Origin of the sequence: Stappia sp. MMSF_3263, from assembly GCF_030733745.1 — a bacterium.
Lineage (GTDB): Bacteria > Pseudomonadota > Alphaproteobacteria > Rhizobiales > Stappiaceae > Stappia.
Genome location: NZ_JASHIK010000033.1, coordinates 18870 through 31541 on the forward strand (window position 1 = coordinate 18870; position 12672 = coordinate 31541).

Consider the following 12672-nt stretch of genomic DNA (forward strand, 5'->3'; position numbering starts at 1 on the left):
GTATTCGCCTTGAACTGGATCAACAACGTTGTCCGCCCGAAGATCCGCGGTCTGCTTCAGCAGAAGCGGGACGTGCCGGAAAATCTCTGGATCAAGTGTCCCGAGACCGGCGAGATGGTCTTCCACCGCGACCTTGAAGCCAACCAGTGGGTGGTGCCCAATTCCGGTCACCACATGCGCATCTCCGGCAAGAAGCGGCTGGAGCTGTTTTTTGACGGCGGCACCTTCGACAAGGTGAAGACGCCCGAGGTGGCGGCCGATCCGCTCAAGTTCCGCGACGAGAAGCGCTACACGGACCGGATGCGCGATGCCCGCGCCAAGACCGGTCTTGACGATGCCGTGACGGTGGCCACCGGCAAGCTCCGCGGCATGGACGTCACCGCCGCGGTCCAGGACTTCGCCTTCATGGGCGGCTCGCTCGGCATGGCCGCCGGCGAGGCGGTCCTGAAGGGCCTGGAGACCGCCGTCGAGCGCGCCACACCCTTCGTTCTCTTTGTCGCCTCCGGCGGCGCGCGCATGCAGGAAGGCATCCTGTCCCTGATGCAGATGCCGCGCACCACCATCGGCGTGCAGATGATGCGCGAGGCGGGCCTGCCCTTCATCGTCGTCTTCACCAATCCCACGACCGGCGGCGTCACGGCCTCCTATGCGATGCTGGGCGACGTGCATATCGCCGAACCCGGTGCCCTGATCGGCTTTGCCGGTCCCCGGGTGATCGAGCAGACGATCCGCGAGAAGCTGCCCGAGGGCTTTCAGCGCTCCGAATATCTCCTCGACCACGGCATGATCGACATGGTCGTGCATCGCCACAAGCTGCCTGAAACCATTGCCAGGATCTGCGCGATCCTGACGCGGGCGGAGGTGCAGCTGCCGGGCGATGTTGAGCTCGATCTGCCGCAGGGCGACGATGCGGCGGAAAAGCCCGCGTCCGAGGCCGCGGCAAAGCCGTCGGGCGAAGGCTCCGGCGAGGAGACCGCCCCGCGCGGCAGCTGAGCGGGTTCCTCCGCCGCGCCGCAAAAGCGGCAGCCGCCTGTCGCAGGGGCGACGCCGCGCGTCGTTCCGGCCCCGGGGCGCTTGCGAAGATGCGGCACGCTCCATAACGATGTGAACCGTCCGGAGCGCGAAGCATCACGTTGCGGTGGCCGGCCCGACCGACCGGCGCGAAGGGCCTTGGCGGGCACGGGAAGTCGATCAGCATCTGGATCTTTGCCCTGCACGGGCTGACGGGTCCGTTGGTTTACGGCGACAGGCATTTGAATGGACCAGGTAACCGCGATCCTCGACCGACTTCTGGCGCTGCATCCGCGCGAGATCGACCTGTCGCTCGGCCGCATGGAGCGCCTGCTTGCGGCGCTCGGGCGGCCGCAGGACCGCCTGCCGCCGGTCATCCATATCGCCGGCACCAACGGCAAGGGCTCGACCACCGCCTTCATGCGTTCGATCCTGGAGGCGTCCGGCCTCAGGGTGCATGTCTACACCTCTCCCCATCTCGTCGCCTTCAACGAGCGCATCCGCCTTGCCGGCCGTCTCGTCACCGACGCGCGGCTGATCGAGGCGCTCGATGTCTGCGAACAGGCCAATGCCGGGGCGGAGATCACCTTCTTCGAGGTCACCACGGCGGCGGCGCTGCTGCTCTTCGCCGAGGAGCCGGCCGACGTGCTGCTGCTGGAGGTCGGGCTTGGCGGGCGACTGGACGCAACCAATGTCGTCGACGCCCCGCTTGCCGCCACGATCACGCCCCTGTCGATGGATCACGAGCGTTATCTCGGCGAAACCCTTGAAGCGATCGCCGTGGAGAAGGCCGGCATCCTCAAGCCCGGCTGCCCGGCAGTGATCGCGCCGCAGCCCGACGAGGCGATGGCGGCAATCGGGCGTGTCGCCCGCGAACGCGGCGCCAGGCCGCTTGTTTTCGGCGAGGATTTCACCGCCTGGGAGGAGAATGGCCGTCTCGTCTACCAGGACGACAGCGGGTTGCTCGACCTGCCGCACCCGCGTCTTTTCGGCCGTCACCAGATCGTCAACGCGGCGATGGCGATCGCCTCGCTGCGCGCCGCCGGCCGCCTGCCGGATGCCGAGGCCATCGGGCGGGGCCTTGTCGGCGTCGACTGGCCCGGGCGCATGCAGCCGCTCCGCCAGGGCCCCCTGCTGGAACTCTGCGCGCCGGGCACCGAGCTCTGGCTGGACGGCGGCCACAACCCGGGCGCGGCGGTTGCCATCGCTGAGGTGATGGGCGAGCAGGAAGAGCGGTATCCGCGTCCGTTCTATATTGTCGCGGGGATGCTGAAGACCAAGGACCCGGTCGGTTTCTTCCGCCCCTTCGCGGATTTGGCCCGCGAGGTGGCCTGCGTGCCGCTGACCACGACCGATGCCGGCCGCGATCCGGAATGCCTGGCCGGCTCGGCGCGCGAGGCGGGGCTGACGGCATCCGCCTTCACCTCGCTGACGGCGGCGCTTGAACATGTCCGCAAAGCCTCCGCGCGCGATGGAGTCCCGCCGCGCGTGCTCGTCTGCGGCTCTCTCTATCTCGCCGGCGAGGTGCTTGCGCGCAACGGCATGAAGCCAGTCTGAGCGAAGCGTTTCCGTTGGTCTCGCTCAGCCCGCCGTGGCAGGCCCGGCGAGACTTGCCAGCGCGGCGTCGCGTGCGCCTTCCATCCGTTCCCGGTCGAGCCGGCTGCGTGCCATCACCCGCAGCCCGACATAGACCGACAGCATGTGCGTCGACGCCGCCTTCCGCGCGCCGGCGTCGAGCTGCGGGGCGAGATCCGCGACCGCCGCGCCGACAGCTCGTTCCAGCTTGTCGAAACCGCGGGCGACCAGTGCTCGGGTTTCTGCGTCCTGTTCCGCCCGGTCGGCCGAGGCGTTGCACAGGAAGCAACCGCGCATGTCGCCGGCGGTCCAGGCGGCATCCACCGGGGCGGTGAGAAACGCCTTCAGCCGCGCGAGCGGGTCTCCGGGGCCGCGCAGGATGTCGCTGGCACCGTCGACCACCAGCGCCTCGTAGCGGGCAATCGCCTTCAGGTACATTGCGTGCTTGTCGCCAAAGGCGGCGTAGAGGCTGCCCTTGCGCAGGTCCGTGACGCGCATGATGTCGCTCAGCGACGTGTCGGCAAAGCCCCTGTCCCAGAACAGGTCCATGATCTTCAAAAGGATCTCGTCCTCGTCGAATTCACGCGGGCGCCCCAGGCTTCCGTCCTCACGCATTCGTGACATCTCCTTTTATTGACCAATCGGTCATGAACTCGCATCTTCCTGTCATCGCATGGATATGCCGCATTGCGGCTACATAGTGACCGATTGGTCAAAAATAGAGAAGGAACACGAAATGTCCAACGTCTCACCGAGCCCGGCCACCGCCGCCCAGCCGGCTCCGGCCCTTGCCGTTCTTGGCGACACCGTCAGCCGGCTCGGCATGCATGCCGTCCGTTTCTCGATCGTCGGCGTCCTCGGCTGGATCGGTGCCATGAAGTACACGGCCTATGAGGCCGGTGCGATCCAGGGGCTCGTCGCTTCCAGCCCTCTCGTCAGCTGGCTTTACGGCGTGTTCGGCATTCAGGCGACGTCAAACCTGATCGGCACGATCGAGATCCTGACGGCCGCCGCCCTCCTTGTCGGCCTGCGGGTCCCGCGCATCGGCGTGCTTGGTGCGGCCGCGGCCGCCTTCACCTTCCTGTTGACCCTGACCTTTCTCTTCACCGCACCCGGCTGGGAGCCGAGCCTTGGCGGATTCCCGGCGCTTTCGGTGGTGCCCGGTCAGTTTCTTCTGAAGGATGCCGTGTTGTTCGCTGGTGCCGTCTTGCTGCTTGGCGACGCGCTTGGCCGGGTCGGCAGGGGTGGTTGAGATCTGCCCGAAGGGCCGCAAGGAGAAACAGGCGATGAGCGGAATTCTTGTCTATACCAAGAGCCACTGTCCCTATTGCAAGGCCGCGAAGGCCTTGCTGGAGGCGCGCGGCGCCACGTTTCGCGAGATCGAGATTTCGCACGACGTGGTCTTGCGACGCGAGATGATCGCCCGCTCCGGTCGCCATACCGTGCCGCAGGTCTTCATTGGCGATCGCCATGTCGGAGGCTTCGACGACCTCTCCGAACTCGACCGCGAGGGCGGCCTTGCGCCGCTCCTTGCTGCCCTGGGAACGGCATCGGCCTGAACGGATGACGTCCCCCGGCCGCGCGTCCCGCTTCCCGGAGCGGGATGCGCGGTCTCACAGCTTCCTCAGCCGCACCTCGTTGATCGCATGCGTGTCGGCCTTGCGCAGGATCAGGTCGGCGCGCGGCCGGGTCGGCTGGATGTTCTCGTGCAGGTTGACCAGGTTGATCTCGCTCCACAGGCTCTCGGCGATCTCCAGCGCCTCCGCGTCGGAGACCTTGGAATACTTGTTGAAATAGGAGCCGGGATCGCGGAAGGCGGTCTCGCGCAGCCGCATGAAGCGCGACACGTACCAGTCGTGCAGCACGTCCTCGTCGGCATCGATATAGATCGAGAAATCGAAGAAATCCGAGACGAAGGGCACTTCCTTGCCGTCGCGCGGCAGGTTCGTCGTCTGCAGCACGTTGAGCCCCTCGAGAATGAGGATGTCCGGTCTGTCGACCGTCACGTACTGGCCCGGCATCACGTCGTAGTAGAAGTGGGAATAGACCGGCGCGGCCACATGCCGCCGCCCCGCCTTCAGGTCGGACAGGAATTTCAGCAGCGTCGCCCGGTCGTAGCTTTCGGGAAAGCCCTTGCGCCGCATCAGCCCTTCCGCCTCCAGCACCGCGTTCGGATAGAGGAATCCGTCGGTGGTGACGAGGTCGACCTTGGGACTTGCCGGCCAGCGGGCCAGGAGCGCCTGCAGCAGGCGCGCCGTGGTCGACTTGCCCACCGCCACCGATCCGGCGATGCCGATGATGAAGGGGTTCTTGACGTCATTGCTGCCCAGGAACCGGCTCGTCGCGCGGTGCAACTGCTGGGTTGCCTCGACATAATAGGCAAGCAGCCGGGAAAGCGGCAGCAGGATCGATTCCACCTGGGCGATGGAAACCGGATCGTTGAGCGACTGCAGCCGCCGCACTTCCGTGCCCGTCAGCGTCATTGGCGTGTCGGCCCTGAGCTTTGCCCATTCGGCCTCGGTGAACACCCGGTAGGGCGACAGATCGTCTTCGGCGACCCGGTTCAGACTGTGTTCCATCGTGACCAAGCTATCCCGATCCCGCCGGGCTCCCGACCCGTCCGGACCGACCGGCCCTGCCCGTTCATCGGACACGTCGCCGTCGATCGTCTTGTTTTCAAGCACCTCGCGGGGGATACGGTCACCCGTTCCCGCGTGACGCCTTTTCCTGCAGTCCGCTCTGCGCCGTGCGACGCTCCAGCTCCTCCATCACCGCCGAAAGCGGGACCTGACGGGCGCGCAGCAGCACCAGGAGGTGATAGAGCAGGTCGGCTGCCTCGCCGGTGAGGCCGTCATTGTCGCCCATCACGGCGGCGATGGCCGCCTCGACACCTTCCTCGCCGACCTTCTGCGCGATCTTGGGCACGCCCTTGTCGATCAGCTTGCGCGTATAGGAGCCGGGGTCGCCGCTTGTCGCGCGCGCCTCGATAATGCGGTCCAGGTCGGAAAGAGTGAAGCCGGTCATTGGTCTGAAACTGTCTCCCTCGCGCGGGCGCGCATCAGGCGTCGAGCCGCATCGGGATGCCGGCGCGCGCCATGTGGGTCTTGGCCTCGCGGATCGTGTGCGTCCCGAAATGGAAGATCGAGGCGGCGAGCACCGCCGTCGCGTGACCCTCGCGCACGCCCTCGACGAGGTGATCGAGCGTGCCCACGCCGCCCGACGCGATCACCGGTACCGGCACCGCGTCGGCAATGGCGCGCGTCAGCGCCAGGTTGAAGCCGAGCCGGGTGCCGTCGCGGTCCATCGAGGTGACAAGCAGTTCGCCCGCGCCAAGCTCGACCGCGGACCTTGCAAAGGCGACCGCGTCGATGCCGGTCGCCTCGCGCCCGCCATGGGTGAAGATCTCGAAACGCTCTGGCTCGCCGGGCGCGTTGACCTGCTTGGCGTCGATCGAGACAACGATGCACTGCGCACCGAATTTCTCCGCCGCCTCGCGGATGAAGCCCGGGTTCTTCACCGCCGCCGTGTTGATCGACACCTTGTCGGCGCCGGCCACCAGCAGCTTGCGAATGTCCTCGACCTTGCGCACGCCGCCGCCGACGGTGAGCGGCATGAAGCACGCTTCGGCCGTGCGCCGGACCACGTCGAAGATCGTGTCGCGATTCTCGTGGCTCGCGGTGATGTCGAGGAAGCAGAGCTCGTCGGCGCCCGCCGCGTCATAGGCCTTGGCGGCCTCCACGGGGTCGCCCGCATCCACCAGATCGACGAAGTTCACGCCCTTTACGACGCGGCCGTCCTTCACGTCCAGACAGGGAATAACACGTGCTTTCAACATCTTGGCAGGGTTCCCAGCCTATTTCGCAGGCGCAGCATACAGGCCCTTGCCCCCGGTGCAAAGTCGGGAAAGCTTTCAGATGCCCGCCGGCTCCCGCCTCACCTTGCGGCAAGCACCTTCAGCGCCTCGGCCGGATCGAGCCGTCCGTCATAGAGCGCCCGTCCCGAGATCGCGCCCTCGAGCCGCGCGCAATCCGGTTCCGCGAGCCGCCTGACATCGTCGATGGAGGCGAGCCCGCCCGAGGCGATCACCGGGATCGAGGTCGCCTCTGCGAGTGCCAGCGTGCCTTCCCAGTTGATGCCGGCCAGCACTCCGTCGCGGTCGATGTCGGTATAGATGATCGCAGCGACGCCCGCGTCCTCGAAGCGGCGTGCCAGGTCGATGGCGGAAAGTTCGGATGTCTCCGCCCAGCCCTCGACCGCGACCTTGCCGCCGCGCGCGTCGATACCGACCGCGACCTTGCCCGGAAAGGCCCTGCAGGCGGCCTTGACCAGCTCCGGATCGCGCACCGCGACCGTGCCGAGGATCACCCGGGCGATGCCCTTTTCCAGCCAGGCTTCCACATGGGCAAGGCTGCGGATGCCGCCGCCGAGCTGCACCGGATTGGTGGTCGCGGCAAGGATCGCGTCGACCGCCGCCCCGTTGCGGCTCTCGCCGGCGAAGGCGCCGTCGAGATCGACCACATGCAGGTAGCTGAAACCCTGGTTCTGGAAACTCAGCGCCTGGTCGGCCGGGTCGTCGTTGAAGACGGTCGCCTGCGCCATGTCGCCGAGCTTCAGGCGCACGCACTGGCCACCCTTCAGGTCGATGGCGGGAAAAAGGATGGGCATTGTCTGTCCGTTCGGTTTTGCGGGGCGGGCGGCCCGCCGTCCGTGTCGTTGCCGGGCCTTACGGCGCCCAGTCGAGGAAATTGGCGATCAGCGCCAGGCCGAGCCGCTGGCTCTTTTCCGGGTGGAACTGGGTTCCGACCATGTTGTCGCGGCTGACCACGGCGGTGATCGGCCCGCCGTAATCGGCGGTGGCGACGACATGCGCCGGGTCGGCGGCCTTCAGGTGATAGGAGTGGACGAAATAGGCGTGCAGGCCGTCGTCCCCCGTCTCGATGCCGGCAAACAGCGGATGCTCGCGCGTCAGCCGGATCGTGTTCCAGCCCATATGCGGGATCTTCAGCGCAGGATCGTCGGGCATGATCGCGGTGACGTCGCCGGGAATCCAGCCGAAGCCTTGCGTCGTCTCGAACTCGAGCCCGCGCGCGGCCATCAGCTGCATGCCGACGCAGATGCCGAAAAACGGCCTTGCCTTCGTCTCGACGGCCTCGAGCAGCGCTTCGCTCATGCCGTCGACGGCGGCAAGGCCGCGGCGGCAATCGGCGAAGGCGCCGACGCCGGGAAGCACCACCTTGTCGGCGCGCGCCACCACGTCCGGGTCGGCCGTCACCCGCACCTGCGGCTTGCGGGCGTGGGCATGGGCCGCCCGCTCGAACGCCTTTTGCGCGGAGCGCAGGTTGCCGGATCCGTAGTCGATGATGGCGATCAGCATGATGGGAGAATTCCGTGGCGCAAGGATAACTGGGTCGGGTGGGCAGCCTCAGCCCTGTGCCGGGCCGAGGCTGAGGCCGACGACGCGCTCGCCGCCGATCCTGGGCACCAGCCCGTGGGCGGGGGGCTGTGCGGCACGCGTGTCCGGTTTGCCGGCAGGCGGGGGCGATGTCCTGTGCGCGCCGGCGGCGTGCTCGCCCGTCCCGGCGGCCAGCCGCGCGAAGAAGCGCTGCTCCGCCTCGACCGCGTTGCGCGCTTCGATGGCGGCGACCTGCCGCCAGCCACGCCGCTCCAGCGTCCAGCGGCGCAGCCCGTTGGCCTCCAGTGCGAAGAACACGGCGAAGAGGACGGCGCCAATGCCGGGCGCGGGGCCGCCTGCCAGCCGCGCCCCGGCCTCCAGCAGCAGCCCGGCGACCAGATAGACGACCAGCACCAGCCACAGGCGGCGGATCAGCAGCCAGGGCAGCGAGAAGAACAGCGCCGGCCAGCAGAAGCCGTCCTTGATCAGGACCGTGCGGTCGAGATCGCGCAGGCGCATCGCCTCCAGCTGTGCGCCAGGCGGGATCAGAACCATGTAAACCGACATCGCGTCCTCCCTGCCTTTTGGCGGGTGGCGGCCTCAGCCGCCGAGCTGGCCCTTGGTCGAAGGCACCCGGCCTGCCTGGCGCGGATCCGGTTCGATCGCCTTGCGCAGCGCCCGCGCCACCGCCTTGAAGCAGGTCTCGGCGATGTGATGGCAGTTGCTGCCGGCGAGATTGGCGACATGCAGCGTGATTCCGGCATTCATGGCGAAGGCGCGGAAGAATTCCTCGAACAGTTCCGTGTCGAAATCGCCGACCTTGTCGCGCGGGAAGTCGACGTCCCAGACCAGGAACGGCCGTCCGGAAACATCGAGCGCGCAGCGCGTCAGCGCCTCGTCCATGGCCAGGTGACAGTCCGCGTAGCGGGTGATGCCGGTCATGTCGCCGAGCGCCTTTTTCAGCGCCTGTCCGAGCGCGATGCCGACATCCTCCGCCGTGTGGTGGAAGTCGATATGGGTGTCGCCCGTCGCCTTGACCGTGATGTCGATCAGCGAATGCCGGGCCAGCTGCTCCAGCATGTGATCGAGAAAGCCGATGCCGGTCTGCACCGCATAGGCGCCGGTTCCGTCGAGGGCGACGGTGACGCTGATGTCGGTTTCCCTGGTCGTGCGCGAGATCGTCGCGTTGCGCATGGGCGGCCATGTCCTTCGGTTCGCGCCGGCCCCCGCAAGGGGCGCCGGCCAAGTCTGCTCGGGCAGCCTCGCCTTGTAACAGGAGGCTTGCCGCAATGAAATACCGCGCATCGCCCCGTTCTGGCCATTTGGCCGTTGCTTGGGTATGAGGAGAAAACGTCAGACATCAACCGAAACCGGGAGACAGCCCGCCATGCAGCCGGACCCACAGACCGACACACTCGAACGCACCGCGTCCCGTTTCGCGCCGGCGACGGCGCGCGACCGCCTGATGGTCGGTCTCGATGTTCCCACCGTTGAGGAGGCGCGCGCCATCGTCGAGCGCACGAAGGGGGCGGTCGGCACCTACAAGATCGGCATGCAGCTGCAATTCGCCGGCGGTCTTGCCTTTGCCGAGGAACTCGCCCGCGAGGGCCACAGCATCTTTCTCGACGTCAAGCTGCTCGACATCGACAACACGGTGATGAAGGGGGTGGAGAACATCGCCCGCATGGGCATGCGCTTCGTCACCATCCATGCCTATCCCAAGGCGATGCGTGCCGCCGTGGCCGGCCTGGCGGCCGCTGGCGGCGATCTCTGCCTGCTCGGCGTCACTGTGCTGACCTCGATGGACGAGGACGACCTGCACGATGCCGGCTATGCCGGCGGCGTCGAGGATCTTGTGCGGGTGCGCGCCGCCGATGCGCGGGTTTCCGGCATGGGCGGCATCGTCTGCTCGCCGCATGAGGTCGGCGTCCTGCGCGAGGCGGTCGGCCCCTCGCTGGTGACGGTGACGCCGGGTATCCGGCCCGCCGGCTCCGAGGCGGGCGACCAGAAGCGCATCATGACGCCGGGCGATGCGATCCGCGCCGGCGCGGACTATATCGTCGTCGCCCGGCCGGTGGTGCGGGCGCCCGATCCGCGCGCCGCCGCCGAGGCTATCGTCGCGGAGATCGACGCGGCTCTCTGACGAACCGGCCCGGCCTGGCGCGGGCCGGCCTCAACCGAGGGCGGCGGCGAGGTGGTCGATCGCCGCCTGCAGCCCGCCGCGTCCGTGCGGGATCTTCAGCGCGGCAAGCCCCAGCTCCATGGCGCCCAGCGTGCCCAGCACCATCGGCGCGTTGACATGGCCCATATGGCCGATGCGGATGCCCTGGCCGCCGATCTCGCCGATCGTGCCTCCGATGGTCACGCCGCAGGTCTGCTGGCAGAAGGTCTTCAGCGCCTTCGGGTCGAAGCCCGGGGTGAGCATCACCGTCACCGAGTCGGAGCGCTCGCGCGGGTCGAGGATGTTGAACTCCATCGCCCCGCCCTCGGCCCAGACCGCGAGGCAGGCGCGCACCGCGCCGGCCAGCAGCGCATGGCGCCGATGCGCGGCCTCAAGCCCCTCGCCGAGCAGGATGTCGAGTGCCTGCCGAAAGGCGTAAAGCAGGTGTTCGGGCGGCGTGCCGCAATATTTCTGGTAGTGCTCGGAGCCCTGGCGGAAGGTCCAGTCCCAGTAGAACGTGACCAGATCGGCGCTCTCGTGGGCGGCCATCGCCCTTGTTCCGGCGGCGACAAAGGCAAGCCCCGGCGGGGTCATCAGGCCCTTTTGCGCGCCTGTCACGGTCAGGTCGACGCCCCAGGCATCCATCTCGAAGGGAACGCAGCCGAGCGAGGCGATCGTGTCGACCATGAACAATGCCGTGTGTCCGGCCGCGTCGATCGCGCGCCGCAGCGCCGGAATGTCGTTGATCACGCCCGAAGCCGTGTCGACCTGCACCACCAGCACCGCCTTGATTGTGCCGGCCGTGTCCGCGGCAAGCCGCGCCGTCACCGCCTGCGGATCGACCGAGCGGCGCCAGTCGCCGGCAAGCACCTCGACCTCGAGGCCGAGCTTCGCCGCCATCTCGCCCCAGCCGCGGGCGAAGCGGCCCGAATCGAGTACCAGCACCGTGTCGCCGCGCGACAGCGTGTTGGAAAGCGCCGCCTCCCAGGCGCCATGCCCGTTGGCGGCATAGATGAACGGCATTCCTTCGGTGCCGAACACCGTCTTCAGGTCGGCCAGGCAGGTGTCGGTAACGTCGAGAAGGGCCCCGTCATAGATGTCGATGGCCGGCCGGTGCATGGCCCTGAGCACCTCGTCCGGCACGTTGGTCGGGCCGGGGATCATCAGGAATTCGCGACCTTTGGCGAGCGTCATGGAAACCTCTGGGCAGCTCTTGGGGGAGGACGGAGCGCGCGAGCCGGCGCAGCCCGATCCAGGGGAGATGGCGCGCCTGAGGAAAGTCTCAGACCACGTTCTTTTCCAACACCGGGCGGTTTTGCGCAATGCGCGCGAAGGCGAAAGGTGTCAGATCGAGCGTCCGGTAGCGCCCGTGCATGACGAGTTCGGCGATGCCGCGTCCGACCGCCGGCGCCTGCTGCAGTCCGTGCCCGGAAAAGCCGGTGCACAAGAGAAGGCCCGGAACCGCCTCGACCGGGCCGAGAACGGCATTATGGTCGAACAGGTTCATGTCGTAATGCCCGGCCCAGGCCTGGCCCGGCTTGATCGCCTCGAAGGCCGGCACGCGGGTCGCCAGCACCGGCCACAGGTATTCGTCGAAGAAATCGTGCTCGACGTCGAAGTCGCCGCTTTCGGGATCGCGTTCCTCCGGCGGCGCCGAACCGCACAGGAAGCCGGTTCCCTCCGGGCGCACATAGGTACCGCTCGGGTCGATCAGGAGCGGGCATCCGGCAACGGCTTCCCGGCAGGCGAAGGTGAAGATCATCCGCTTGCGGCTTTCGACGGGCAGGGCGACGCCGAGCTGGCGGGCAAGGCGCGCCGCACCGCTGGCGCCGGCCGCGTTGACGAGCATGCCGCAGGAGATCGTCTCGCCGTTCGAAAGCGTCAGGCGGAAGGCCTCGCCCTCGCGCGCGGCCCCCTCACGCGCTGCCATTGTCACCTCGCCCGCCTCGTAAGGCACTCCGAGCGCCCGCGCTTTCTTGCGGAAGGCCTGCATCAAGCCGTAGCCGTCGAACCAGCCCTCGCCCGTGCGGCCCCAGCAGCCTGCGGCGATGCCCTCGACGTTGAGCCAGGGAAAGCGTGCGGCAAGCTCGCGCGGCTCCAGGAAGGCAATGTCGGCGCCCATGCGCGTTTGCAGCGCGTGGTTCTCCTCTAGGATGGGCCGCTTGTCCGGCGTCGCCAGGAACAGGTAGCCGCCCTCGTGCAGGTCGATCGCAGGGCGTTCGTCGCCGACGGCAAGCCGTGTGCCGATCTCGCGCAGGAAGTCGATGCCGTAGAGCGAGATGGCGATGTTGGTCGGATCGGAGAACTGCTGGCGGATGGAGGCCGCCGACAGGGCCGAGGCGCAGGCCCGGTAGGACGGATCCTTCTCGACGACGAGCACGGAGCCGGCAAAGTCCGGGTCCATGGCGAGGTGGCAGGCGATGGAGGAGCCCATCACCGCGCCGCCGACGATCACGACGTCATAGTTCCTGGCGGTCACGTTTGAACGCGTCCTGTCGAAAGCGGGTGGTGCTTCGGAGCGGCGGCGCGGCCC

Annotated in this window: 15 protein-coding genes; 5 read left to right on the forward strand and 10 right to left on the reverse strand. The window is 67.8% G+C overall.

Annotated elements, in window-relative coordinates:
- Positions 1 to 9 precede the first annotated feature (9 nt).
- Together accD and RBB46_RS22070 are read left to right on the forward strand one after the other, a co-directional pair.
- Positions 10 to 993, forward strand: a complete 984-nt coding sequence (accD, locus tag RBB46_RS22065) for an acetyl-CoA carboxylase, carboxyltransferase subunit beta (protein ID WP_306031214.1) — start codon at positions 10 to 12, stop codon at positions 991 to 993.
- 264 nt (positions 994 to 1257) lie between these two features.
- A complete protein-coding gene (locus RBB46_RS22070; protein WP_306031215.1) occupies positions 1258 to 2568 on the forward strand; it encodes a folylpolyglutamate synthase/dihydrofolate synthase family protein in 1311 nt (436 codons plus the stop codon).
- A 24-nt stretch (positions 2569 to 2592) separates the two neighbouring features.
- Here the strand turns inward: RBB46_RS22070 and RBB46_RS22075 are convergent, their stop codons facing one another.
- Complete coding sequence (locus tag RBB46_RS22075) at positions 2593 to 3201, reverse strand: TetR/AcrR family transcriptional regulator (protein ID WP_306031216.1); 609 nt, start codon at positions 3199 to 3201, stop codon at positions 2593 to 2595.
- Positions 3202 to 3322: 121 nt separating this feature from the next.
- Between RBB46_RS22075 and RBB46_RS22080 the strand changes: the two genes are divergently transcribed.
- Both RBB46_RS22080 and grxC read left to right on the forward strand, forming a co-directional pair.
- A complete protein-coding gene (locus tag RBB46_RS22080) occupies positions 3323 to 3838 on the forward strand; it encodes a YkgB family protein (protein WP_306031217.1) in 516 nt (171 codons plus the stop codon).
- A gap of 34 nt (positions 3839 to 3872) precedes the next feature.
- Positions 3873 to 4145 (forward strand): glutaredoxin 3, encoded by a 273-nt coding sequence (grxC, locus tag RBB46_RS22085; protein WP_306031218.1) that lies wholly within the window; start codon positions 3873 to 3875, stop codon positions 4143 to 4145.
- 54 nt (positions 4146 to 4199) lie between these two features.
- On the opposite strand, the gene coaA is transcribed toward grxC, so the two are convergent.
- The 7 genes from coaA to hisB all read right to left on the reverse strand — a co-directional run bounded on the left by coaA (position 4200) and on the right by hisB (position 9172).
- Positions 4200 to 5165, reverse strand: coding sequence for a type I pantothenate kinase (gene coaA, locus RBB46_RS22090; protein WP_306031219.1), 966 nt, complete (start codon positions 5163 to 5165; stop codon positions 4200 to 4202).
- Positions 5166 to 5286: 121 nt separating this feature from the next.
- Positions 5287 to 5610 (reverse strand): phosphoribosyl-ATP diphosphatase, encoded by a 324-nt coding sequence (locus tag RBB46_RS22095; RefSeq protein ID WP_306031220.1) that lies wholly within the window; start codon positions 5608 to 5610, stop codon positions 5287 to 5289.
- 34 nt (positions 5611 to 5644) lie between these two features.
- Positions 5645 to 6421: an imidazole glycerol phosphate synthase subunit HisF gene (hisF, locus tag RBB46_RS22100; protein WP_306031221.1), complete on the reverse strand. Its 777-nt coding sequence runs from the start codon at positions 6419 to 6421 to the stop codon at positions 5645 to 5647.
- A 98-nt stretch (positions 6422 to 6519) separates the two neighbouring features.
- A complete protein-coding gene (gene hisA, locus RBB46_RS22105; protein ID WP_306031222.1) occupies positions 6520 to 7251 on the reverse strand; it encodes a 1-(5-phosphoribosyl)-5-[(5-phosphoribosylamino)methylideneamino]imidazole-4-carboxamide isomerase in 732 nt (243 codons plus the stop codon).
- A gap of 58 nt (positions 7252 to 7309) precedes the next feature.
- Complete coding sequence (gene hisH / locus RBB46_RS22110; protein WP_306031223.1) at positions 7310 to 7960, reverse strand: imidazole glycerol phosphate synthase subunit HisH; 651 nt, start codon at positions 7958 to 7960, stop codon at positions 7310 to 7312.
- A gap of 48 nt (positions 7961 to 8008) precedes the next feature.
- Positions 8009 to 8545: a DUF2628 domain-containing protein gene (locus tag RBB46_RS22115; RefSeq protein ID WP_306031224.1), complete on the reverse strand. Its 537-nt coding sequence runs from the start codon at positions 8543 to 8545 to the stop codon at positions 8009 to 8011.
- 33 nt (positions 8546 to 8578) lie between these two features.
- Positions 8579 to 9172: an imidazoleglycerol-phosphate dehydratase HisB gene (gene hisB, locus RBB46_RS22120; RefSeq protein ID WP_306031225.1), complete on the reverse strand. Its 594-nt coding sequence runs from the start codon at positions 9170 to 9172 to the stop codon at positions 8579 to 8581.
- 193 nt (positions 9173 to 9365) lie between these two features.
- On the opposite strand from hisB, the gene pyrF reads away from it, so the two are divergent.
- Positions 9366 to 10121, forward strand: a complete 756-nt coding sequence (gene pyrF, locus RBB46_RS22125; protein ID WP_306031226.1) for an orotidine-5'-phosphate decarboxylase — start codon at positions 9366 to 9368, stop codon at positions 10119 to 10121.
- 30 nt (positions 10122 to 10151) lie between these two features.
- Here pyrF and RBB46_RS22130 read toward each other — a convergent pair whose 3' ends face one another.
- A complete protein-coding gene (locus RBB46_RS22130) occupies positions 10152 to 11333 on the reverse strand; it encodes an alanine--glyoxylate aminotransferase family protein (RefSeq protein WP_306031227.1) in 1182 nt (393 codons plus the stop codon).
- 88 nt (positions 11334 to 11421) lie between these two features.
- A complete protein-coding gene (locus RBB46_RS22135; RefSeq protein WP_306031230.1) occupies positions 11422 to 12618 on the reverse strand; it encodes an FAD-binding oxidoreductase in 1197 nt (398 codons plus the stop codon).
- Positions 12619 to 12672 lie beyond the last annotated feature (54 nt).

Bases quoted from the DNA above. Each gene is read 5' to 3' on its own strand.
- pyrF (WP_306031226.1), top strand. From the start codon at position 9,366: ATGCAGCCGGACCCACAGACCGACACACTCGAACGCACCGCGTCCCGT.
- hisA (WP_306031222.1), bottom strand. From the start codon at position 7,251: ATGCCCATCCTTTTTCCCGCCATCGACCTGAAGGGTGGCCAGTGCGTG.
- RBB46_RS22075 (WP_306031216.1), bottom strand. From the start codon at position 3,201: ATGCGTGAGGACGGAAGCCTGGGGCGCCCGCGTGAATTCGACGAGGAC.
- RBB46_RS22095 (WP_306031220.1), bottom strand. From the start codon at position 5,610: ATGACCGGCTTCACTCTTTCCGACCTGGACCGCATTATCGAGGCGCGC.
- RBB46_RS22070 (WP_306031215.1), top strand. From the start codon at position 1,258: ATGGACCAGGTAACCGCGATCCTCGACCGACTTCTGGCGCTGCATCCG.
- hisH (WP_306031223.1), bottom strand. From the start codon at position 7,960: ATGCTGATCGCCATCATCGACTACGGATCCGGCAACCTGCGCTCCGCG.
- RBB46_RS22130 (WP_306031227.1), bottom strand. From the start codon at position 11,333: ATGACGCTCGCCAAAGGTCGCGAATTCCTGATGATCCCCGGCCCGACC.
- hisB (WP_306031225.1), bottom strand. From the start codon at position 9,172: ATGCGCAACGCGACGATCTCGCGCACGACCAGGGAAACCGACATCAGC.
- coaA (WP_306031219.1), bottom strand. From the start codon at position 5,165: ATGGAACACAGTCTGAACCGGGTCGCCGAAGACGATCTGTCGCCCTAC.
- grxC (WP_306031218.1), top strand. From the start codon at position 3,873: ATGAGCGGAATTCTTGTCTATACCAAGAGCCACTGTCCCTATTGCAAG.
- RBB46_RS22115 (WP_306031224.1), bottom strand. From the start codon at position 8,545: ATGTCGGTTTACATGGTTCTGATCCCGCCTGGCGCACAGCTGGAGGCG.
- RBB46_RS22080 (WP_306031217.1), top strand. From the start codon at position 3,323: ATGTCCAACGTCTCACCGAGCCCGGCCACCGCCGCCCAGCCGGCTCCG.
- hisF (WP_306031221.1), bottom strand. From the start codon at position 6,421: ATGTTGAAAGCACGTGTTATTCCCTGTCTGGACGTGAAGGACGGCCGC.